The organism is Uliginosibacterium sp. 31-12, from assembly GCF_030548425.1.
Taxonomy (GTDB): domain Bacteria; phylum Pseudomonadota; class Gammaproteobacteria; order Burkholderiales; family Rhodocyclaceae; genus Uliginosibacterium; species Uliginosibacterium aquaticum.
In genome coordinates this window covers 1-18,115 of sequence record NZ_JAUOOA010000009.1, presented here as the reverse complement: position 1 = coordinate 18,115, position 18,115 = coordinate 1, and the positions used below count along the sequence as shown (strand labels likewise).

The following is an 18,115-nucleotide window of genomic DNA, read 5'->3' as shown; positions in this document are numbered from 1 at the left end:
CTAAACAATTGTTTAGGCGGGGCTTCGGGCTCACTTAAAGGCGTTCTCAGAACGGGATATCGTCGTCGAAATCGCCAAAGCCACCCGCCGCAGGCGCTGCTGCCGGCGCCGGACGGGCCGCCGGCGCAGCCGCCGGACGAGCGCGTGGCGCCTGCTGGAAGTCGTCACCACCGCGCTGGTCATAATCGTTTCCGCCACGGGAAGCACCGCCATCTTCACGCGAACCGAGCATCTGCATCTGGTCGGCGCGGATCTCGGTGGTGTATTGCTCCACACCTTCCTTGTTGGTCCACTTACGGGTGCGCAGGCTACCTTCGATATACACCGGGCGGCCCTTCTTCAGATACTGGCCGGCGATCTCGGCGAGGCGGCCGTTGAACACCACGCGGTGCCACTCGGTGGCTTCCTTCTTCTCGCCGGTCTGCTTGTCCTTCCAGGTATCCGTCGTGGCAACGGTAATGGTGCAGAAAGCATCACCGCTCGGGGCATAACGCGTTTCCGGGTCCTTGCCCAGATTGCCGACGATGATGACTTTGTTGACTGAGGCCATGCGATTACTCCTTCGATAAAGTTGCGGCGCCGCATTCACGATTCATTCGGCGCCGATTCGGGTCTGTTCTGCCGCGCGGCACTGAGCGCGTGACAGCCAGCGATCCTACCCTGAGCGAGAACTTTACGTAAGGCTCCCGCCACACATCCTCACCCGCCACAGCGCGAAAACACTTGGCCGGGCAGGGTCCGCCCCGTATATTGGTTGGTTTTCTTGCTGGCGGCACAGGCTATGGAATGGATCCAGATCCGTGGGGCACGTACCCACAACCTGAAGAACATCAGTCTCGACATCCCGCGTAACAAACTCACCGTGATTACCGGCCTGTCTGGCTCCGGCAAGAGCTCGCTGGCCTTCGACACGCTCTATGCGGAAGGCCAGCGGCGCTACGTGGAAAGCCTGTCAGCCTACGCACGCCAGTTCCTGCAGCTGATGGAAAAGCCGGACGTCGATCTCATCGAAGGCCTTTCGCCAGCCATCTCCATCGAACAGAAGGCCACCAGCCATAACCCGCGCTCGACGGTCGGCACCGTCACCGAGATCCACGACTACCTGCGCCTGCTCTACGCCCGTGCCGGCACGCCGCACTGCCCTGATCACGAACTGCCGCTCGAGGCGCAGACCGTGTCGCAGATGGTTGATCACGTATTGGCCTTGCCTGAAGGCACGCCGCTGATGATCGCCGCCCCGCTGATCACCGAACGCAAGGGCAGCCACGAAGAGCTGGTTGCCGAACTGCGTGCTCAGGGCTTTGTACGCCTGCGCGTCAACGGCCAGATCTGCGAGATCGACTCGGTGCCGCCACTCTCCAAAACGAGCAAGCACAGCATCGATCTGGTGGTGGATCGCATCAAGATCCGCCCAGATTCGCGTCAGCGCCTTGCCGAAAGTTTCGAAACCGCCCTGGCACATGCCGAAGGACGTGCCATCGCCATTGAGATGGAGAGCGGCCGGGAGCACCCGTTCTCGGCGCGCTACGCCTGCCCCGTCTGCGGCTTCGCGGTGCAGGAACTGGAACCTCGACTGTTCTCCTTCAACAATCCGGTTGGTGCTTGCCCGAGCTGCGACGGCCTCGGCAACCACGACTTCTTCGACCCTGCCCGCGTTGTCGCTCATCCCGAGCTCTCGCTGGCTTCGGGGGCCATTCGCGGCTGGGATCGGCGCAACCAGTTTTACTTTCAGATGCTGCAAAGCCTCGCGGCATTCTACGAATTCGATACGGACACCGCTTTCAATGAGTTGCCCGCGGAGATCCGCGAAGTGGTGCTTCACGGCTCAGGGAGTCGCAAGATCCCGTTCAAGTACCTCTCGGAATCGGGCCGCATGGTCAGCAAGGAGCACAGCTTCGAGGGCATCCTGCCAAATCTGGAGCGGCGCTTCCGAGAAACAGACTCGGTCGTCGTGCGCGAAGAGCTCGGCAAATTCCGCTCGACCCGCCCCTGCCCGGATTGCGCCGGTAGCCGCCTGCGCAAAGAGGCACGCTATGTGCGCATTGGCACCCGTTCACTGCCGGAAATAGGGGCCCTTTCGATCCGCGACTGTCAGCACTACTTCGCCACAACCAAACTCGCAGGCAACAAGGCCCAGGTCGCCGACAAGGTCATGCGTGAAGTGGCCTCCCGCCTGCAGTTCCTCATCGACGTCGGGCTGGACTACCTGAGCCTGAACCGCTCGGCCGACACACTTTCAGGCGGCGAAGCCCAGCGTATCCGCCTCGCTTCGCAGATTGGCTCCGGACTCACCGGCGTCATGTATGTGTTGGATGAGCCCTCGATCGGCCTGCACCAGCGCGACAACGATCGCCTCCTGGGCACCCTACGCCGCCTGCGTGATATCGGCAACACCGTCATCGTTGTCGAACACGACGAAGACGCCATCCGGATGGCCGACCATGTAGTCGACATGGGTCTGGGTGCCGGAGAGCACGGTGGTGAAGTCATCGCCCACGGCAGCCCGGCCGATATCATCGCAGCTGAAGCCTCGATCACCGGCGCCTTTCTTTCTGGACGACGCGGCATAGAGGTTCCGAGGAAGCGACTCCAGCCAGACCCCACACGCCTTGTGCGTCTGGAGGGCGCCACAGGCAACAACCTCAAGGACGTCACACTGGAAATCCCGGTCGGCCTGATGACCTGTGTAACGGGCGTATCCGGCTCGGGCAAGTCGACCCTGATCAACGACACACTCTACGCAATCGTCGCGCGCGAAATTCACGGCAGTTCAATCGAAGCAGCGCCCTATCGATCGATTGAAGGCCTCGAGCAATTCGACAAGATCATCAGCGTGGATCAGGCTCCGATCGGGCGCACTCCACGCTCCAACCCAGCCACCTACACCGGTCTGCTCACCCCGATCCGCGAACTCTTCGCAGGCGTGCCGGAGTCCCGCGCGCGCGGTTACGGCGCCGGCCGATTCTCTTTCAACGTCAAGGGTGGGCGCTGCGAAGCCTGTCAGGGCGACGGCATGTTGCGCGTCGAAATGCACTTCCTGCCAGACGTATTCGTGCCCTGCGACGTGTGCCACGGCAAGCGCTACAACCGCGAAACCCTCGAAGTCCGCTACAAGGGGCGCAATATTGCCGAAGTCCTCGGAATGACAGTAGAAGAAGCCCAGCGCTTCTTTGATGCCGTCCCAACCGTGGCTCGCAAGCTCGACACCTTGATGGAAGTTGGCCTCGGCTACATCCGCCTTGGTCAGAGTGCGACCACGCTCTCCGGGGGTGAGGCTCAGCGGGTAAAACTCGCACTCGAGCTCTCCAAGCGCGACACCGGGCGCACGCTCTACATCCTAGACGAACCCACCACCGGCCTGCACTTCCACGACATCGAACTGCTGCTGAAGGTACTTACCCGCCTGCGCGAGCAAGGCAATACCATCGTCGTGATCGAACACAACCTGGATGTGATCAAGACGGCTGACTGGCTGGTCGACCTGGGCCCGGAAGGTGGTGCTGGCGGCGGCCGGATCCTGGTCTCCGGCACGCCAGAAATCGTCGCCGCTCACCCAGATAGCCATACCGGCCACTATCTGGCCCCATTATTGCGCTGAGACGGGGAGCCGCGCTTTCTGCCGAAAGTGCGGCTCCAGCATTGCTCCCTAGCCAGCGCCAGACAGGCAAATTAGCCGCCTCACGCAACAGCCCCCAAGACAAGCACAAGCTCTATCGCAAAGAATATTCAGTGCACCACAAACAAAAAGCCCGCTCAAGAGCGGGCTTTTCGATGAAACTGGCGAAGCTGATTACTCAGCGGCAACAGCCTCGGAACCTTCCGGACGATCCAGCAGTTCGACGTAAGCCATCGGTGCATTGTCACCGACGCGGAAGCCGCACTTCAGGATGCGCAGATAGCCACCGTTACGGCTGGCGAAACGCGGGCCCAGTTCGTTGAACACCTTCAGCACCATTTCGCGATCACGCAGGCGGGCAAACGCCAAGCGGTGATTGGCGAGAGACGGAGTCTTGCCGAGGGTGATCAGCGGCTCCACCACGCGACGAAGTTCCTTTGCTTTGGGCAAAGTGGTCTTGATCACTTCGTGACGCAGCAGCGCGTTCGAAAGGTTTTGCAGCAGAGCCTTGCGGTGGGCGCTGGTGCGGTTGAGCTTGCGGAGGCCGTTACCGTGACGCATTTTCGTTATTCCCTATTGCTTGCAGCTCAGGCGGTCTTTTCAAGACCGGCCGGCGGCCAGTTTTCCAGTTTCATGCCCAGCGTGAGACCACGCGAAGCGAGCACATCCTTGATCTCGTTGAGCGACTTGCGACCCAGATTCGGGGTCTTGAGCAGCTCAGTTTCAGTACGCTGAATGAGATCGCCGATGTAGTAAATGTTTTCAGCCTTGAGGCAATTGGCGGAACGAACCGTCAGTTCAAGGTCATCAACCGGGCGCATCAGGATCGGATCGATCTGAGGAGCCTTGGCTTCTTCCTTGGCAACCGGAGTACCTTCCAGATCAGCAAACACGGACAGCTGATCCATCAGCACGCGAGCAGCAAACCGGATCGACTCTTCCGGATCCACAGCGCCGTTGGTCTCGATATCGATCACCAGACGGTCCAGATCGGTGCGCTGCTCGACGCGAGCGCTTTCGACCTGATAGCTGACACGGCGAACCGGACTGAACGATGCGTCCAGAACGATGCGGCCGATCACCTTGTTGTCGCCATTGAGCGGACGCACATTACCCGGCACGTAGCCGCGGCCTTGCTCGACCTTGATCTGCATATCCAGCTTGCCGCCCGGAGCCAAGTGAGCAATCACATGATCCGGGTTGATGATTTCGACGTCATGGCTGACTTCGATATCGCTGGCCTTCACCACGCCTTCGCCGGACTTGGAAAGACGCAGCGTCACTTCAGCACGGTTATGCAGCTTCAGCACGACACCCTTCAAATTAAGCAGGATGTCGACCACGTCTTCGCGCACGCCATCCAGCGTGGAGTACTCATGGAGCACGCCATCGATGGAGACTTCTGTCGGGGCGTAACCCGGCAACGAAGAGAGCAGGATGCGGCGCAGCGCGTTACCAAGGGTATGCCCGTAACCACGCTCGAAGGGCTCCATCACCACAACGGCATGAACCGGGGAGATGCTCTGCACATCGATGATGCGGGGTTTCAGGAGGCTATTACTCTGCATGTCCTATCCTTGTCAGTTATGAACTGCTTGAGCCCGCATTAACGCGAGTAGAGTTCGACAACCAGGCTTTCATTGATGGTCGAAGGCAGTTCGGCGCGCTGCGGGAAAGCCTTAAAGGTGCCCTTGGCAGCCTTAGCATCCACTTCGAGCCACTCCGGGAAGCCACGGCCTTCAGCAGCCTCGAGTGCAGCCTTGGTGCGCAGATGGGCACGGGCGGCATCGGTCAGCTGAACCACGTCACCGGGACGCATGGTGTAGGACGGGATATTCACACGCTTACCGTTAACCAGCACACCGTTGTGACGCACAACCTGACGAGCTTCAGCGCGCGAACCGCCAAAACCCATGCGGTAGGCAACAGCATCCAGACGGCCTTCGAGCAACTGCAGCATGTTTTCACCGGTCTGTCCCTTGCGGCGATCAGCTTCGGCATAAACCTTGCGGAACTGGCGCTCAAGCACACCGTAGATGCGACGGATCTTCTGCTTTTCACGCAGTTGCTGGCCATAACCAGACAAACGCTGGCCAGACTTCTGACCATGCTGACCCGGCGCATACGAACGACGTTCGATTGCACACTTGTCGGTAAAACATTTTTCGGCCTTCAGGAACAGCTTTTCACCTTCACGGCGGCACTGACGGCACTTCGGATCGAGATTGCGAGCCACGTTCTTTTGCTCCTAATTAGATGCGGCGACGCTTCGGCGGACGGCAACCGTTATGCGGCACAGGGGTAATGTCGGTAATCGACGTGATCTTGAGGCCCAGCGCGTTCAATGCCCGCACTGCAGACTCACGACCCGGACCCGGCCCCTTGATGCGCACTTCCAGATTCTTCACACCGCACTCTTGAGCTGCCTTGCCAGCAGCCTCAGCAGCCACCTGGGCAGCAAAAGGCGTGCTCTTGCGGGAGCCCTTGAAGCCAGCACCGCCAGAGGTCGCCCACGACAGTGCGTTGCCTTGACGATCAGTGATCGTCACGATGGTGTTGTTGAAGGATGCATGGATATGCGCAATCCCTTCAGCAACGTTCTTTTTTACTTTTTTGCGAATCTTCGCAACGGTCTTTGCCATGATCTACCCCAGATTACTTCTTGCCAGCCATCGTCTTGCGCGGGCCCTTGCGGGTACGAGCATTGGTGCGGGTACGCTGACCGCGAACCGGCAAACCACGACGATGACGAACACCACGATAGCAACCAAGGTCCATAAGACGCTTGATATTCATGGTGACCTCGCGGCGAAGATCACCCTCTACGGTGAACTTGCCTACCTCTTCGCGCAGACGATCCATCTGCTCTTCGGTAAGGTCTTTCATCTTGGCGCTGCGGGTAACACCTGCAGCATCACAGATCTTCTGGGCACGGTTACGGCCGATGCCATAAATGGCAGTCAGCGCGATCTCGGCGTGCTTGTGATTCGGAATATTGACACCAGCAATACGGGCCATGAACTTACCCTTTTATCGCGGAAAAGCGAAACGCATAAGTTTAAAGAAAACGGGGCTCAAAATCAACCCTGACGCTGTTTGTGACGCGGATCTTCACAGATAACGCGAACCACGCCCTTGCGACGGATGATCTTGCACTTGCGGCAGATCCGCTTAACAGAAGCTTGTACTCTCATTTCTTACTCCTAATAACCGTTCCGTCTTACTTCGAGCGGAATGTGATACGTCCCTTGCTCAGGTCGTACGGCGTCAGCTGTACGGTGACCTTGTCGCCAGGGAGGATACGGATATAGTGCATCCGCATCTTTCCTGAAATATGGCCCAGGACGATATGACCATTTTCCAGTTTCACCCTGAAAGTTGCGTTGGGCAAAGTTTCGATGACTTCGCCCTGGAACTCGATGGCATCTTCCTTCGACATGACGCTATTTACCGGGGCAATCCTGGACTACCCTTGAAATTCGCCTTTTTAAGGAGGCTTTCGTACTGGTGGGACATGACGTAGGCCTGAACTTGAGCCATAAAATCCATCGTCACCACCACAATGATCAGCAGCGACGTTCCACCGAAGTAGAACGGCACCTGCCACTTCAAAATCAAGAATTCAGGCAGCAAGCAAACAAGCGTCACATAAGCAGCACCAATCAGCGTCAGACGCATCAGGATCTTGTCAATGTAACGAGCAGTCTGCTCACCAGGACGAATCCCTGGAACGAAAGCACCACTCTTCTTCAGATTGTCGGCAGTCTCTTTCGAATTAAAGACCAGCGCAGTATAGAAGAAGCAGAAGAACACAATTGCTGCGCAGTACAACAGGATGTAAATAGGCTGCCCCGGTGAAAGGGTCGCTGCAATATCCTTGAGCCAGCGCATGCTGTCAGAAGATCCAAACCACTGGGCTGCAGTAGCCGGGAACAGAATGATCGACGACGCGAAGATCGGCGGTATCACACCCGACATGTTCAGCTTCAACGGGAGATGCGAACTCTGACCACCATAAATCTTGTTACCAACCTGGCGTTTGGCGTAATTCACCAAAATCTTGCGCTGACCGCGTTCGACATAAACAACGAAAGCTGTAACCAGCACAACCAGCACACAGATGAACAGCGCCCAGACCGAATGCAGTGCCCCTGTGCGAACCAATTCCAGCAAGCCGCCAATTGAAGTCGGCAAGCCCGACGCTATACCAGCAAAAATCAGAATCGAGATGCCATTGCCGATACCACGCTCAGTAATCTGCTCACCCAGCCACATCATGAACATCGTGCCAGTCACCAGGGTCGAAACCGCGGTGAGACGGAACAACAAACCTGGATCAATAACCAGATTCGGCTGCTGCTCCAGCATCATCGAAATACCGACGGACTGGAAAATCGCCAATGCGACGGTTCCGTAGCGGGTGTACTGCGTAATCTTACGACGCCCTGCCTCACCTTCCTTTTTCAGCGCCTCGAGCTGAGGCGACGCAATCGCCATCAACTGCATGATGATGGACGCGGAAATGTAAGGCATGATGCCCAGCGCAAAGATCGTAAAACGAGATAACGCGCCGCCGGAAAACAGGTTGAAGACACCAAGAATCCCGTTTTTCTGGGTTTCAAACAACTTGGCGAGTTCGACCGGATCAATTCCGGGGACGGGAATATGCGCACCGACGCGATACACCACCAGAGCCCCCAGAAGGAACCACAGACGACGCTTCAGATCGGCGAACTTTCCCGACTTGCCCAGCACTGGCGATTGAGTGGCCACGTAGCTATCCCGTCCCGTGATTACTCAGCGACCGAACCGCCAGCAGCTTCAATCGCAGCGCGCGCACCCTTGGTGGCACCAACGCCACGCAGAGTAACCTTGCGCTCGATGGAACCTGAAAGGATCACCTTTGCAGACAATGCTTCGATTGCCACAATGCCAGCCTGCTTCAGCGACAGCAAATCGATATCATCAATCGGCAGCGCAGCGAGCTCACTCAGACGCACTTCAACGTTACGCGAAGCCGTCAGCGACACGAAGCCACGCTTCGGCAGGCGACGCTGCATAGGCATCTGGCCGCCTTCGAAACCGACTTTGTGAAAACCGCCCGCGCGAGATTTCTGGCCTTTGTGACCACGGCCACAAGTTTTGCCCAAGCCGCTACCTATACCACGACCAACGCGACGACGAGCCTTCTTGGAACCCTCAGCGGGTTGCAACTTATTGAGTTCCATGATTACCCCTCGCTCTTAACCAGGTAGGAAACCTTGTTGATCATGCCGCGTACAGCGGGCGTATCTTCAAGTTCCACGGTGTGATTGATACGACGCAGACCGAGGCCACGTACAGTGGCGCGGTGCGGCTGCTTCGTGCCGATCAAGCTCTTGATGAGCGTGACGCGAATTTTCTTGTCAGCCATGATTACCCCAGAATTTCTTCAACGCGCTTGCCACGCTTGGCGGCAATTTCAGCGGCAGTGCTGGTGGCAAAGAGGCCATTCAGCGTAGCGCGCACAACGTTGTACGGATTGGTGGAGCCCAGGCACTTGCAGATCACGTCGGTAACGCCCATCACCTCGAAGACAGCGCGCATTGCGCCACCAGCAATGATGCCCGTACCGCTCGGGGCCGGTTGCATCAGCACAACAGCTGCGCCGTGCTTGCCAACCACCGAGTGCTGTAGAGTGCCGTTGCGGAGCGAAACCTTGGCCATCTTGGCGCGGGCTTCGTTCATGGCCTTCTGCACGGCCACCGGCACTTCGCGGGACTTGCCCTTGCCCATGCCGATACCACCGTCGCCGTCGCCAACCACGGTCAGAGCGGCGAAGCCAAGAATACGACCGCCCTTCACAACCTTGGTCACGCGATTGACCGACACCATCTTCTCGCGCAGGCCATCGTCACGCTCTTCCTGAGCCTGAACCTTTTTCGTCTGTTGCTTAGCCATGACTCTCTCGCTCAGAACTGGAGACCATTTTCACGGGCAGCCTCGGCAAGAGCCTTGACGCGACCGTGATACTGGTAGCCGGCGCGATCGAACGCTACCGACTGGATACCTGCTGCAACTGCGCGCTCGGCAATCAACTTGCCGACGACCACGGCTGCACTCACGTTGCCACCGTTGGGCTGCTCGCCCTTCACGGAAGCTTCGACAGTGGAAGCAGCAGCCAGCACGCGCGAACCGCAACCGGAGATGATTTGCGCATAAATGTGGCAGTTCGAACGGAACACAGTCAGTCGAGCGACTTTTTGCTCCGCGATGCGGGCCCGAGTTTTGCGAGCCCTGCGCAAACGCGCTTCTTTCTTGTTCATATTCGTCCGCCTTTACTTCTTCTTGGTTTCCTTCAGGCTTACCACCTCGTCGGCGTAGCGCACACCCTTGCCCTTGTAGGGCTCAGGAGCGCGGTAAGCGCGAACTTCAGCGGCCACCTGACCAACCTGTTGCTTATCGACACCCTTAATGACGATTTCCGTCTGGGTCGGGGTCTCAACCTTCACTCCAGCAGGCATCTGATGCACCACCGGATGGGAGAAACCCAGCGTCAGGTTCAGCTTGTCACCTTGAGCCTGGGCACGATAGCCCACGCCAACCAAAGTGAGCTTACGCTCGAAACCCTTGCTCACACCCACAACCATGTTGTTGAGCAGAGCGCGGGTAGTACCCGACATGGCGCCAGCATTCACGGCGCCTTCAACAGCAGCAACCGTGACCACACCACCATCACGCACAAGGCTGACAGACGGATGCAGACGCTGCTTGAGCGACCCCAGAGGGCCCTTGACAGTCACTTCGCCGGAGGCCAGCGTCAGTTCAACGCCAGCAGGCAATGCGATCGGATTCTTGGCTACGCGCGACATTTCCGTTCCTCCTTAAGCCACGAGGCACAGAACTTCGCCGCCAACCTTGCCGGCACGCGCACGACGATCAGTCATCACGCCAGCAGGGGTGGAAACGATAGCCACACCCAGACCGTTCATGACCTTCGGCAGCTCATCGCAACCGCGGTACACGCGCAAACCAGGCTTGCTCACACGCTCGATGCGCTCGATAACAGGGCGACCAGCGTAATACTTGAGTCCAATGGTAAGCTCACGCGAAGCAGCTTCGCCGCGAACCACGAAATCCTCGATATAACCTTCGTCCTTCAACACTTGGGCGATCGCAACTTTCAGCTTCGAGGAGGGCATGGAAACAGCACCCTTCTGAGCTTGCTGAGCATTACGAATGCGCGTCAGCATATCGGCGACCGGATCAGACATACTCATCTCGATCTCCTTACCAGCTAGCCTTGGTCATGCCGGGCACTTCGCCCTTGAAAGCCACTTCACGCAGCTTATTACGGCACAGACCAAATTTACGGAACACACCACGGGGACGCCCAGTCAGTTCGCAACGATTGCGAAGACGGCTCGGGCTGGCATTACGCGGCAGCTTCTGCAGTTTCAGACGCGCTTCCATGCGCTCCTCGTCGGAACGCGACGCGTCTTCAATCACCGCTTGCAGAGCAGCGCGCTTGGCAGCGAACTTCTCTACCGTCTTGCGACGCTTGTCTTCGCGGTTGATAAGAGCCAGTTTAGCCATGTCAGCCTCAGTTCTTGAACGGGAATTTGAACGCCACGAGAAGCGCACGCGCCTCTTCGTCCGTCTTGGCGGTCGTGGTAATGCTGATGTTCATACCGCGAAGTGCGTCGATCTTGTCGTACTCGATCTCGGGGAAAATAATCTGCTCTTTCACACCAAGATTGTAGTTGCCACGACCATCGAAACCCTTGCCAACGATGCCACGGAAGTCACGAATACGCGGCATAGCCACAGTAATCAAACGATCCAGGAATTCGAACATGCGCGGACCACGCAGGGTAACCATGCAGCCAATCGGATAACCATCACGAATCTTGAAACCCGCGATCGACTTTTTGGCCTTGGTCACCACCGGACGCTGACCAGCAATCTTGGTCATATCACCCACAGCATGATCCAAAACCTTCTTGTCGCCCACAGCCTCACCCACCCCCATATTCAGAGTGATTTTAGTGATGCGCGGCACTTCCATGATGGACTTGTAGCCAAAGCGCTGACCCAACTGAGCCACCACTTCAGATTTATAGAATTCTTGAAGACGAGCCATGACAGTTCCTTACGCTCCGACCACAGCACCGCTGGACTTGAAGATACGAAGCTTCTTGCCATCTTCGATCTTAAAGCCAACACGGTCAGCCTTTTGCGTCGCCGGATTAAACAGCGCCACATTGGAAATTTGGATCGGCATCTCTTTTTCGACGATACCGCCAACCTGACCCTTCACCGGATTCGGCTTGGTGTGCTTCTTGACGCGATTCACACCCTCAACCAACACCCGCTCAGCATCTACGCAACGCACCACAGTGCCGCGCTTGCCTTTGTCTTTGCCCGCCAGGACGATAACTTCGTCCCCTTTGCGAATCTTGTTCATCTTCGCTCCTTAGAGGACCTCAGGGGCCAGCGAAACAATCTTCATGAAACGCTCGGTACGCAACTCACGCGTCACCGGCCCGAAAATACGCGTACCGATCGGCTCGAGCTTGGCGTTCAGCAGCACAGCTGCATTCTTGTCAAACTTAATCAACGAACCATCGTTGCGACGAACACCCTTGGCAGTACGAACCACCACGGCGTTATAGACGTCGCCCTTCTTCACGCGGCCACGCGGGGCTGCGTCCTTGATACTCACCTTGATGATGTCGCCAACGCCGGCATAGCGGCGCTTGGAACCACCCAACACCTTGATGCACATAACTGCGCGCGCACCCGTGTTGTCGGCGACGTCAAGAATCGTCTGCATTTGGATCATTTTTTTACTCCATCCAACTTGAACACCAAAGGCGTTCAGTCTTGGATCCCGTCCGGGAAAAAGGCCCTGCGGTTAGCAGGAAGTCGAGCCAAGCATTCTAGCTTAGCTCGAGATCTGGATGCAAGTGTTTTGCGAAAAAAACTTGAATTAGCCTTGGGCTTTTTCAAGCACTCGCGTCACACGCCATGCTTTAGTTTTGGAAATCGGAGCGCACTCCTCAATCTCAACCAGGTCGCCTTCGGCGGCAACGTCGTTAGCAACGTCAGCATGATACTTCTTGGATTGCACCATCACCTTGCCGTAGAGCGGATGCTTGACGCGACGCTCGACCAAGACGGTAACGGTCTTGTCCATCTTATCGCTCACGACACGGCCGCTCAGCGTACGGCGCACTACTTGTTTCTGCTCACTCATTACGCCACCGCCTTTTCACGCAGGATTGTACGAACGCGAGCGATATCGCGACGCACACGCCCCAACTGGGACGTGTTGTTCAGCTGCTGCGTAGCGATCTGCATGCGCAGGGAGAACTGCTCCTTGAGCAGCGCGATCAGCTCATCCTGAAGCTCGGTAGCGCCCTTGGAGCGCAACTCATTGGCTTTCATTCTTCTTACCCCACAAGCCGCGTAACAAACGCGGTCTCAATCGGAAGCTTGGCAGCTGCCAGGCGGAAAGCTTCACGAGCCAGAGTCTCGTCCACACCATCCATCTCGTACAGCACCTTACCCGGTTGAATCTCGGCAACCCAATACTCCGGATTACCCTTGCCGTTACCCATACGAACTTCGGCAGGCTTCTTGGAGATGGGTTTGTCCGGGAAAATACGGATCCAGATACGGCCGCCACGCTTGATGTGACGGGTCATGGCACGACGAGCAGACTCGATTTGACGAGCCGTCAGTCGACCACGGCCGATGGCCTTCAGGCCGTACTCGCCGAAGCTGACTTTGGCGCCACGGGTAGCAACACCCGTGTTGCGACCCTTCTGCTCCTTACGGTACTTCCTTCTATTCGGCTGCAGCATCGCTAGCTCCTGCGTTCTTCACAGCGCCTGTCTTGCGCGCAGCGGGACGACGGGCTGCCGGCTTGGCATCACCTTCGTTACGTGCGGGACGACGGGCCTTGCGACCTTCATTTTCATTGGCTTCAACGACGGCCGGCTGTTCGCCCTTGCCAACCATTTCACCCTTATAAACCCAGACCTTGATACCGATAATGCCGTAGGTCGTGCTGGCTTCAGAGAAGCCATAATCGATATCGGCACGCAGGGTATGCAGCGGCACGCGGCCTTCGCGATACCACTCGGTACGGGCAATTTCGGCGCCGTTCAGACGACCCGAGCTCATGATCTTGATGCCTTGAGCACCCAGACGCATGGCGTTTTGCATCGCACGCTTCATGGCGCGGCGGAACATGATGCGCTTTTCGAGCTGTTGAGCAATCGAATCAGCAATCAGCTGAGCATCCGTCTCGGGCTTGCGAATCTCTTCGATATTGACATGCACAGGCACGCCCATGATCTTCTGCAGATCAGCCTTCAGCTGCTCAATGTCCTCACCCTTCTTACCAATCACAACACCCGGACGGGCGCTGTAAACGGTGATGCGGGCATTCTTTGCCGGACGCTCGATCAACACACGACCAACAGAGGCGTGCGCCAGCTTCTTCTTCAGATGCTCACGAACCTTGATGTCTTCGTGAAGCATCGTCGCGAAACTCTTGCTGTTGGCGAACCAGCGAGAGCTCCAGTTCCGGGTTACCGCAAGGCGGAAACCGGTCGGGTGGATTTTCTGTCCCATGTGCTCCCCTTATTCCCCAACAGACAGGTAGATGTGGCAGGTCTGCTTCTCGATGCGGTTACCACGGCCCTTAGCACGGGCAGTGAAACGCTTGAGGGACATACCTTTTTCCACGTGAATCGTCGTAACCTTCAGCGAATCAATGTCAGCACCATCATTGTGCTCGGCGTTCGCAATAGCGGACTCGAGCACCTTTTTGATGATGCCAGCACCCTTCTTCGGGCAGAAAGTCAGAATGTTCAGCGCTTGATCCACCGGCTTGCCGCGAACCAGGTCAGCCACAAGGCGACCCTTCTGGGCGGAGAGGCGGACACCGCGCAAACTTGCATTGGTTTCCATGATCCCCCCTTACCTCTTAGCCTTCTTGCTGGCGGCGTGACCCTTGAAGGTACGCGTCAGCGCGAACTCGCCAAGTTTGTGACCGACCATGTTTTCAGTCACAAACACCGGAATATGTTGCTTGCCGTTATGCACCGCGATGGTCAGACCGATGAACTCGGGCAGAATCGTCGAGCGACGCGACCAGGTCTTGATCGGACGCTTGTCGGTGGAATTCGCTGCAGCTTCAACCTTCTTGATCAGATGGTCGTCTACAAACGGCCCTTTTTTAATGGAACGTGCCATGACTACCTCTTATCGCTTGTGACGACGCTGAACGATCATGCTGTCAGTACGCTTATTGTTACGCGTACGATAGCCCTTGGCAGGAGTACCCCACGGGCTGACAGGCACGCGGCCTTCGCCGGTCTTGCCTTCACCACCACCGTGCGGGTGATCCACCGGGTTCATCGCCGTACCGCGAACGGTCGGGCGAATACCACGCCAACGCTGAGCACCAGCCTTACCGATCTTGCGCAGGTTGTTCTCTTCGTTACCCACTTCGCCGATGGTCGCGCGACACTCGATGTGCACGCGGCGGATTTCACCGGAACGCAGGCGCAGCTGAGCATAGATACCTTCGCGAGCCAACAGCTGAACCGAAGTACCAGCAGCGCGAGCCAGTTGAGCCCCCTTGCCAGGCAGCATTTCAACGCAGTGGATCGTGCTACCAACCGGGATATTGCGAATCGGCAGAGTGTTACCCGCCTTGATCGGAGCCTCGGAGCCGCTCAGGATTTCCTGACCAACCACCAAGCCCTTCGGGGCGATGATGTAACGACGCTCGCCATCTGCATAACACAGCAAAGCAATATTGGCAGTACGGTTCGGATCGTATTCAATACGCTCAACCTTGGCCGGAATGCCGTCCTTGTTGCGCTTGAAGTCAACCAAACGGTAGTGTTGCTTGTGACCGCCGCCCTGATGGCGAACAGTAACGCGACCATTGTTATTGCGACCGGCGTTCTTCGACTGGCTTTCCACCAGGCTAGCCAACGGCTTGCCCTTGTGAAGACCAGGATTCACCACCTTGACCAGACCGCGGCGACCCGCAGAGGTGGGTTTGACCTTGACCAACATTATGCGGCCCCTCCCTCAACGAAATTGATCTCCTGGCCCGGCTTCAGGCAGACAAACGCCTTCTTCCAGCCCTTGCGCTGACCGATCGAACGGCCAAAGCGCTTTACCTTACCCTTAACGTTCAGAACCTGTACGGAATCCACCTGAACCTTAAAGAGCAGCTCAACAGCGGCCTTGATTTCCGGCTTGGTGGCATCCGATGCCACACGGAAAACCACTTGCTCGTGCTTTTCAGCAACCGAGGTCGCCTTCTCGGAAATCTGCGGGGCGAGCAGCACCTGCAGGAGTCGTTCCTGGCTATAGCTCATTGCCACATCTCCTCGATCTTGGCGACCGCAGCGCGCGTCACGATAACGCGCGGATAGCGCACCAGCGACACCGGGTCAGCTTCGTGAGCTTCGAGCACCAGCACGTTATGCAGGTTGCGCGAAGACAGCCACAGGTTTTCATCGATTTCGTCAGTAATGACCAGCGCAGACTCAGCACCGAAGCCCTTGAGCTTCTGGGCCAGCAGACGCGTCTTGGGAGCATCAACAGAGAAGCTCTCAACCACCACCAAACGATCCTCGCGAACCAGTTGCGACAGGATCGATGCGATACCTGCGCGGAACTGCTTGCGGTTCACCTTCTGAGTAAAGTTTTCATCCGGGCGATTCGGGAAAATCCGACCACCACCACGCCACAACGGCGAAGACGACATACCGGCACGAGCATTACCCGTACCCTTTTGCTTGAAAGGCTTGTGCGTAGTGTGCCTAACTTCACCACGATCCTTTTGAGCGCGATTGCCAGAACGGGCATTCGCTTGATAGGCCACAACCAGCTGATGCACTAGCGCTTCGTTGTATTCGCGGGCAAACACCGCGTCCGAAGCCTGCACCGTAGCGGAAGCCTGGCCCTGATCATTAACCAGCTTGAGTTCCATGACGCCCCCGATCAGTTAGCCTTGACAGCCGGACGCACAATCACGTCTCCGCCATCATGCCCCGGAACTGCGCCCTTGATGAGCAGCAGACCACGCTCGACATCCACACGCACCACTTCCAGATTCTGGACGGTCGACTTAGCCGCACCCAGATGACCAGCCATGCGCTTACCCGGGAAAACGCGCCCCGGATCTTGCGCCATACCGATCGAACCCGGAGCGTTGTGGCTGACTGAGTTGCCGTGCGACGCACGCTGGGAGCTGAAGTTGTGACGCTTGATGGCGCCAGCAAAACCCTTACCAATGGAAGTGCCGACAACATCGACCTTTTGACCCACAGCAAAGATTTCAACGCTGATCACATCACCCGCCTTGTAGCTGGCAATCTGCTCAGCGGAAAGACGGAATTCGCGCATAACGCTACCCGCCTCAACACCCGCCTTAGCCATATGACCGGCGAGCGCCTTGGTTACGCGGCTTGCGCGGCGCTCACCAAAGGCAACCTGAATAGCGGAATAACCATCCACCTCAGGGGTCTTGATCTGGGTCACGCGATTGTTCGACACGTCAAGCACTGTCACCGGAACGGAAGCACCGTCCTCAGCAAAAATGCGAGTCATGCCGACCTTGCGACCGACAAGGCCTAGACTCATGTTTTTTCTCCTATGATCCAGTTTCGATTGACTGGATCGCAATTGGTGCTGCAATGAAAACTCACGCGCCCATTTGAACGCGAAGCGCGGGAGTTTAACTCAGAACAGATCGACTACGCAAGCAGCAGTGTTATTGCAGCTTGATTTCAACATCCACGCCAGCCGGCAGATCCAGCTTCATCAGCGCGTCAACCGTCTTGTCGGTCGGGTCGATGATATCCATCAAGCGCAGATGGGTACGGATTTCGAACTGGTCACGCGAAGACTTGTTCACGTGCGGCGAGCGCAGGATGTCAAAGCGCTCAATCTTGGTCGGCATGGGAACCGGGCCACGAACCACAGCGCCAGTGCGCTTGGCTGTTTCAACGATTTCCTGGGCGGACTGATCGATCAGACGATAGTCAAATGCCTTCAGACGGATGCGGATTTTTTGATTTGCCATGATGTTTCCAAAAGAGCGATAAAGAGCACAAAGAACAAACGGCGCGCCACTCAGGCGCGCCGCTCAAACATGAATTACTCGATGATCTTGGCGACGACGCCGGCGCCAACGGTACGGCCACCTTCGCGGATTGCGAAGCGCAGACCTTCTTCCATGGCGATCGGAGCAATCAGCTTCACGGTCATCTGGATGTTGTCACCCGGCATCACCATTTCCACACCTTCCGGCAGCGAGATTGCGCCCGTCACATCGGTGGTACGGAAGTAGAACTGCGGACGGTAGTTGTTGAAGAACGGGGTGTGACGACCACCTTCGTCCTTCGACAGCACGTACACTTCGCCCGTGAAGTGGGTGTGCGGCTTGATCGAACCCGGCTTGCACAGCACTTGGCCGCGCTC

General features: G+C 57.3%; 31 protein-coding genes and 1 pseudogene. 1 reads left to right on the top strand and 31 read right to left on the bottom strand.

Annotation, left to right across the window (positions count from 1 at the left end):
• Positions 1-46: 46 nt before the first annotated feature.
• Positions 47-550, bottom strand: a complete 504-nt coding sequence (gene ssb, locus Q3Y64_RS15925) for a single-stranded DNA-binding protein (RefSeq protein WP_101941744.1) — start codon at positions 548-550, stop codon at positions 47-49.
• A 231-nt stretch (positions 551-781) separates the two neighbouring features.
• On the opposite strand from ssb, the gene uvrA reads away from it, so the two are divergent.
• Positions 782-3,598, top strand: coding sequence for an excinuclease ABC subunit UvrA (uvrA, locus tag Q3Y64_RS15920; protein WP_303563307.1), 2,817 nt, complete (start codon positions 782-784; stop codon positions 3,596-3,598).
• A 192-nt stretch (positions 3,599-3,790) separates the two neighbouring features.
• Here the strand turns inward: uvrA and rplQ are convergent, their stop codons facing one another.
• The 30 genes and pseudogenes from rplQ to tuf form a co-directional block, all read right to left on the bottom strand.
• A complete protein-coding gene (gene rplQ, locus Q3Y64_RS15915) occupies positions 3,791-4,177 on the bottom strand; it encodes a 50S ribosomal protein L17 (protein ID WP_303563305.1) in 387 nt (128 codons plus the stop codon).
• 26 nt (positions 4,178-4,203) lie between these two features.
• Entirely contained in the window at positions 4,204-5,184 is a 981-nt protein-coding gene (gene rpoA / locus Q3Y64_RS15910) for a DNA-directed RNA polymerase subunit alpha (RefSeq protein ID WP_101941747.1), read from the bottom strand.
• 38 nt (positions 5,185-5,222) lie between these two features.
• The gene (gene rpsD, locus Q3Y64_RS15905; protein WP_101941748.1) at positions 5,223-5,852 is read right to left on the bottom strand and encodes a 30S ribosomal protein S4; all 630 of its coding nucleotides are present in this window, start codon (positions 5,850-5,852) and stop codon (positions 5,223-5,225) included.
• Positions 5,853-5,868: 16 nt separating this feature from the next.
• Positions 5,869-6,258 carry a 30S ribosomal protein S11 gene (gene rpsK / locus Q3Y64_RS15900; RefSeq protein ID WP_101941749.1) on the bottom strand — a complete coding sequence of 130 codons (390 nt, stop codon included), beginning with the start codon at positions 6,256-6,258 and terminating at the stop codon, positions 5,869-5,871.
• 13 nt (positions 6,259-6,271) lie between these two features.
• Positions 6,272-6,634 (bottom strand): 30S ribosomal protein S13, encoded by a 363-nt coding sequence (gene rpsM, locus Q3Y64_RS15895; protein WP_101941750.1) that lies wholly within the window; start codon positions 6,632-6,634, stop codon positions 6,272-6,274.
• Positions 6,635-6,696: 62 nt separating this feature from the next.
• Positions 6,697-6,810 (bottom strand): 50S ribosomal protein L36, encoded by a 114-nt coding sequence (gene rpmJ, locus Q3Y64_RS15890; protein ID WP_083917609.1) that lies wholly within the window; start codon positions 6,808-6,810, stop codon positions 6,697-6,699.
• 26 nt (positions 6,811-6,836) lie between these two features.
• Positions 6,837-7,055 (bottom strand): translation initiation factor IF-1, encoded by a 219-nt coding sequence (gene infA / locus Q3Y64_RS15885; protein ID WP_101941751.1) that lies wholly within the window; start codon positions 7,053-7,055, stop codon positions 6,837-6,839.
• Positions 7,056-7,063: 8 nt separating this feature from the next.
• A complete protein-coding gene (gene secY / locus Q3Y64_RS15880; RefSeq protein WP_101941752.1) occupies positions 7,064-8,389 on the bottom strand; it encodes a preprotein translocase subunit SecY in 1,326 nt (441 codons plus the stop codon).
• A 20-nt stretch (positions 8,390-8,409) separates the two neighbouring features.
• Positions 8,410-8,844: a 50S ribosomal protein L15 gene (gene rplO / locus Q3Y64_RS15875; RefSeq protein ID WP_101941753.1), complete on the bottom strand. Its 435-nt coding sequence runs from the start codon at positions 8,842-8,844 to the stop codon at positions 8,410-8,412.
• 2 nt (positions 8,845-8,846) lie between these two features.
• A complete protein-coding gene (rpmD, locus tag Q3Y64_RS15870; protein WP_101941754.1) occupies positions 8,847-9,029 on the bottom strand; it encodes a 50S ribosomal protein L30 in 183 nt (60 codons plus the stop codon).
• Positions 9,030-9,031: 2 nt separating this feature from the next.
• Positions 9,032-9,556 (bottom strand): 30S ribosomal protein S5, encoded by a 525-nt coding sequence (rpsE, locus tag Q3Y64_RS15865; RefSeq protein WP_101941755.1) that lies wholly within the window; start codon positions 9,554-9,556, stop codon positions 9,032-9,034.
• An 11-nt stretch (positions 9,557-9,567) separates the two neighbouring features.
• Positions 9,568-9,921 (bottom strand): 50S ribosomal protein L18, encoded by a 354-nt coding sequence (rplR, locus tag Q3Y64_RS15860; RefSeq protein WP_170020174.1) that lies wholly within the window; start codon positions 9,919-9,921, stop codon positions 9,568-9,570.
• A gap of 12 nt (positions 9,922-9,933) precedes the next feature.
• Positions 9,934-10,467, bottom strand: a complete 534-nt coding sequence (gene rplF, locus Q3Y64_RS15855) for a 50S ribosomal protein L6 (RefSeq protein WP_101941757.1) — start codon at positions 10,465-10,467, stop codon at positions 9,934-9,936.
• Positions 10,468-10,479: 12 nt separating this feature from the next.
• Positions 10,480-10,875, bottom strand: a complete 396-nt coding sequence (gene rpsH / locus Q3Y64_RS15850; protein WP_101941758.1) for a 30S ribosomal protein S8 — start codon at positions 10,873-10,875, stop codon at positions 10,480-10,482.
• A 10-nt stretch (positions 10,876-10,885) separates the two neighbouring features.
• Entirely contained in the window at positions 10,886-11,191 is a 306-nt protein-coding gene (gene rpsN, locus Q3Y64_RS15845) for a 30S ribosomal protein S14 (RefSeq protein WP_101941759.1), read from the bottom strand.
• A 7-nt stretch (positions 11,192-11,198) separates the two neighbouring features.
• The gene (rplE, locus tag Q3Y64_RS15840; RefSeq protein ID WP_101941760.1) at positions 11,199-11,738 is read right to left on the bottom strand and encodes a 50S ribosomal protein L5; all 540 of its coding nucleotides are present in this window, start codon (positions 11,736-11,738) and stop codon (positions 11,199-11,201) included.
• A gap of 9 nt (positions 11,739-11,747) precedes the next feature.
• A complete protein-coding gene (gene rplX, locus Q3Y64_RS15835) occupies positions 11,748-12,062 on the bottom strand; it encodes a 50S ribosomal protein L24 (RefSeq protein WP_303563293.1) in 315 nt (104 codons plus the stop codon).
• Positions 12,063-12,071: 9 nt separating this feature from the next.
• Positions 12,072-12,440, bottom strand: a complete 369-nt coding sequence (gene rplN, locus Q3Y64_RS15830; RefSeq protein ID WP_101941762.1) for a 50S ribosomal protein L14 — start codon at positions 12,438-12,440, stop codon at positions 12,072-12,074.
• A gap of 147 nt (positions 12,441-12,587) precedes the next feature.
• Complete coding sequence (gene rpsQ, locus Q3Y64_RS15825) at positions 12,588-12,854, bottom strand: 30S ribosomal protein S17 (RefSeq protein WP_101941763.1); 267 nt, start codon at positions 12,852-12,854, stop codon at positions 12,588-12,590.
• Positions 12,854-13,045: a 50S ribosomal protein L29 gene (gene rpmC / locus Q3Y64_RS15820; protein WP_101941764.1), complete on the bottom strand. Its 192-nt coding sequence runs from the start codon at positions 13,043-13,045 to the stop codon at positions 12,854-12,856. The genes rpsQ and rpmC overlap by 1 nt, the downstream gene beginning before the upstream one ends.
• Before the next feature lie 5 nt (positions 13,046-13,050).
• Positions 13,051-13,464, bottom strand: coding sequence for a 50S ribosomal protein L16 (gene rplP, locus Q3Y64_RS15815; protein WP_095524569.1), 414 nt, complete (start codon positions 13,462-13,464; stop codon positions 13,051-13,053).
• Positions 13,448-14,239 (bottom strand): 30S ribosomal protein S3, encoded by a 792-nt coding sequence (gene rpsC / locus Q3Y64_RS15810; RefSeq protein WP_101941765.1) that lies wholly within the window; start codon positions 14,237-14,239, stop codon positions 13,448-13,450. Before rpsC ends, rplP begins: the two co-directional genes overlap by 17 nt.
• A gap of 9 nt (positions 14,240-14,248) precedes the next feature.
• Positions 14,249-14,578 (bottom strand): 50S ribosomal protein L22, encoded by a 330-nt coding sequence (gene rplV / locus Q3Y64_RS15805; RefSeq protein ID WP_101941766.1) that lies wholly within the window; start codon positions 14,576-14,578, stop codon positions 14,249-14,251.
• A 9-nt stretch (positions 14,579-14,587) separates the two neighbouring features.
• Positions 14,588-14,863 (bottom strand): 30S ribosomal protein S19, encoded by a 276-nt coding sequence (rpsS, locus tag Q3Y64_RS15800; protein ID WP_101941767.1) that lies wholly within the window; start codon positions 14,861-14,863, stop codon positions 14,588-14,590.
• 9 nt (positions 14,864-14,872) lie between these two features.
• Positions 14,873-15,700 (bottom strand): 50S ribosomal protein L2, encoded by an 828-nt coding sequence (rplB, locus tag Q3Y64_RS15795; RefSeq protein ID WP_101941768.1) that lies wholly within the window; start codon positions 15,698-15,700, stop codon positions 14,873-14,875.
• Positions 15,697-16,005, bottom strand: coding sequence for a 50S ribosomal protein L23 (gene rplW / locus Q3Y64_RS15790; RefSeq protein ID WP_101941769.1), 309 nt, complete (start codon positions 16,003-16,005; stop codon positions 15,697-15,699). The genes rplB and rplW overlap by 4 nt, the downstream gene beginning before the upstream one ends.
• The gene (rplD, locus tag Q3Y64_RS15785) at positions 16,002-16,622 is read right to left on the bottom strand and encodes a 50S ribosomal protein L4 (RefSeq protein WP_303563286.1); all 621 of its coding nucleotides are present in this window, start codon (positions 16,620-16,622) and stop codon (positions 16,002-16,004) included. The genes rplW and rplD overlap by 4 nt, the downstream gene beginning before the upstream one ends.
• 11 nt (positions 16,623-16,633) lie before the next feature.
• Positions 16,634-17,275 carry a 50S ribosomal protein L3 gene (gene rplC / locus Q3Y64_RS15780; protein WP_101941771.1) on the bottom strand — a complete coding sequence of 214 codons (642 nt, stop codon included), beginning with the start codon at positions 17,273-17,275 and terminating at the stop codon, positions 16,634-16,636.
• A 130-nt stretch (positions 17,276-17,405) separates the two neighbouring features.
• The gene (gene rpsJ, locus Q3Y64_RS15775; protein ID WP_101941772.1) at positions 17,406-17,717 is read right to left on the bottom strand and encodes a 30S ribosomal protein S10; all 312 of its coding nucleotides are present in this window, start codon (positions 17,715-17,717) and stop codon (positions 17,406-17,408) included.
• 74 nt (positions 17,718-17,791) lie between these two features.
• Positions 17,792-18,115: pseudogene (gene tuf / locus Q3Y64_RS15770) on the bottom strand (elongation factor Tu); the annotation flags it as partial.

Bases quoted from the DNA above. Each gene is read 5' to 3' on its own strand.
- ssb (WP_101941744.1), bottom strand. From the start codon at position 550: ATGGCCTCAGTCAACAAAGTCATCATCGTCGGCAATCTGGGCAAGGAC.
- uvrA (WP_303563307.1), top strand. From the start codon at position 782: ATGGAATGGATCCAGATCCGTGGGGCACGTACCCACAACCTGAAGAAC.
- rplQ (WP_303563305.1), bottom strand. From the start codon at position 4,177: ATGCGTCACGGTAACGGCCTCCGCAAGCTCAACCGCACCAGCGCCCAC.
- rpoA (WP_101941747.1), bottom strand. From the start codon at position 5,184: ATGCAGAGTAATAGCCTCCTGAAACCCCGCATCATCGATGTGCAGAGC.
- rpsK (WP_101941749.1), bottom strand. From the start codon at position 6,258: ATGGCAAAGACCGTTGCGAAGATTCGCAAAAAAGTAAAAAAGAACGTT.
- rpsM (WP_101941750.1), bottom strand. From the start codon at position 6,634: ATGGCCCGTATTGCTGGTGTCAATATTCCGAATCACAAGCACGCCGAG.
- rpmJ (WP_083917609.1), bottom strand. From the start codon at position 6,810: ATGAGAGTACAAGCTTCTGTTAAGCGGATCTGCCGCAAGTGCAAGATC.
- infA (WP_101941751.1), bottom strand. From the start codon at position 7,055: ATGTCGAAGGAAGATGCCATCGAGTTCCAGGGCGAAGTCATCGAAACT.
- rplO (WP_101941753.1), bottom strand. From the start codon at position 8,844: ATGGAACTCAATAAGTTGCAACCCGCTGAGGGTTCCAAGAAGGCTCGT.
- rpmD (WP_101941754.1), bottom strand. From the start codon at position 9,029: ATGGCTGACAAGAAAATTCGCGTCACGCTCATCAAGAGCTTGATCGGC.
- rpsE (WP_101941755.1), bottom strand. From the start codon at position 9,556: ATGGCTAAGCAACAGACGAAAAAGGTTCAGGCTCAGGAAGAGCGTGAC.
- rplR (WP_170020174.1), bottom strand. From the start codon at position 9,921: ATGAACAAGAAAGAAGCGCGTTTGCGCAGGGCTCGCAAAACTCGGGCC.
- rplF (WP_101941757.1), bottom strand. From the start codon at position 10,467: ATGTCGCGCGTAGCCAAGAATCCGATCGCATTGCCTGCTGGCGTTGAA.
- rpsH (WP_101941758.1), bottom strand. From the start codon at position 10,875: ATGAGTATGTCTGATCCGGTCGCCGATATGCTGACGCGCATTCGTAAT.
- rpsN (WP_101941759.1), bottom strand. From the start codon at position 11,191: ATGGCTAAACTGGCTCTTATCAACCGCGAAGACAAGCGTCGCAAGACG.
- rplE (WP_101941760.1), bottom strand. From the start codon at position 11,738: ATGGCTCGTCTTCAAGAATTCTATAAATCTGAAGTGGTGGCTCAGTTG.
- rplX (WP_303563293.1), bottom strand. From the start codon at position 12,062: ATGAACAAGATTCGCAAAGGGGACGAAGTTATCGTCCTGGCGGGCAAA.
- rplN (WP_101941762.1), bottom strand. From the start codon at position 12,440: ATGATCCAAATGCAGACGATTCTTGACGTCGCCGACAACACGGGTGCG.
- rpsQ (WP_101941763.1), bottom strand. From the start codon at position 12,854: ATGAGTGAGCAGAAACAAGTAGTGCGCCGTACGCTGAGCGGCCGTGTC.
- rpmC (WP_101941764.1), bottom strand. From the start codon at position 13,045: ATGAAAGCCAATGAGTTGCGCTCCAAGGGCGCTACCGAGCTTCAGGAT.
- rplP (WP_095524569.1), bottom strand. From the start codon at position 13,464: ATGCTGCAGCCGAATAGAAGGAAGTACCGTAAGGAGCAGAAGGGTCGC.
- rpsC (WP_101941765.1), bottom strand. From the start codon at position 14,239: ATGGGACAGAAAATCCACCCGACCGGTTTCCGCCTTGCGGTAACCCGG.
- rplV (WP_101941766.1), bottom strand. From the start codon at position 14,578: ATGGAAACCAATGCAAGTTTGCGCGGTGTCCGCCTCTCCGCCCAGAAG.
- rpsS (WP_101941767.1), bottom strand. From the start codon at position 14,863: ATGGCACGTTCCATTAAAAAAGGGCCGTTTGTAGACGACCATCTGATC.
- rplW (WP_101941769.1), bottom strand. From the start codon at position 16,005: ATGAGCTATAGCCAGGAACGACTCCTGCAGGTGCTGCTCGCCCCGCAG.
- rplD (WP_303563286.1), bottom strand. From the start codon at position 16,622: ATGGAACTCAAGCTGGTTAATGATCAGGGCCAGGCTTCCGCTACGGTG.
- rplC (WP_101941771.1), bottom strand. From the start codon at position 17,275: ATGAGTCTAGGCCTTGTCGGTCGCAAGGTCGGCATGACTCGCATTTTT.
- rpsJ (WP_101941772.1), bottom strand. From the start codon at position 17,717: ATGGCAAATCAAAAAATCCGCATCCGTCTGAAGGCATTTGACTATCGT.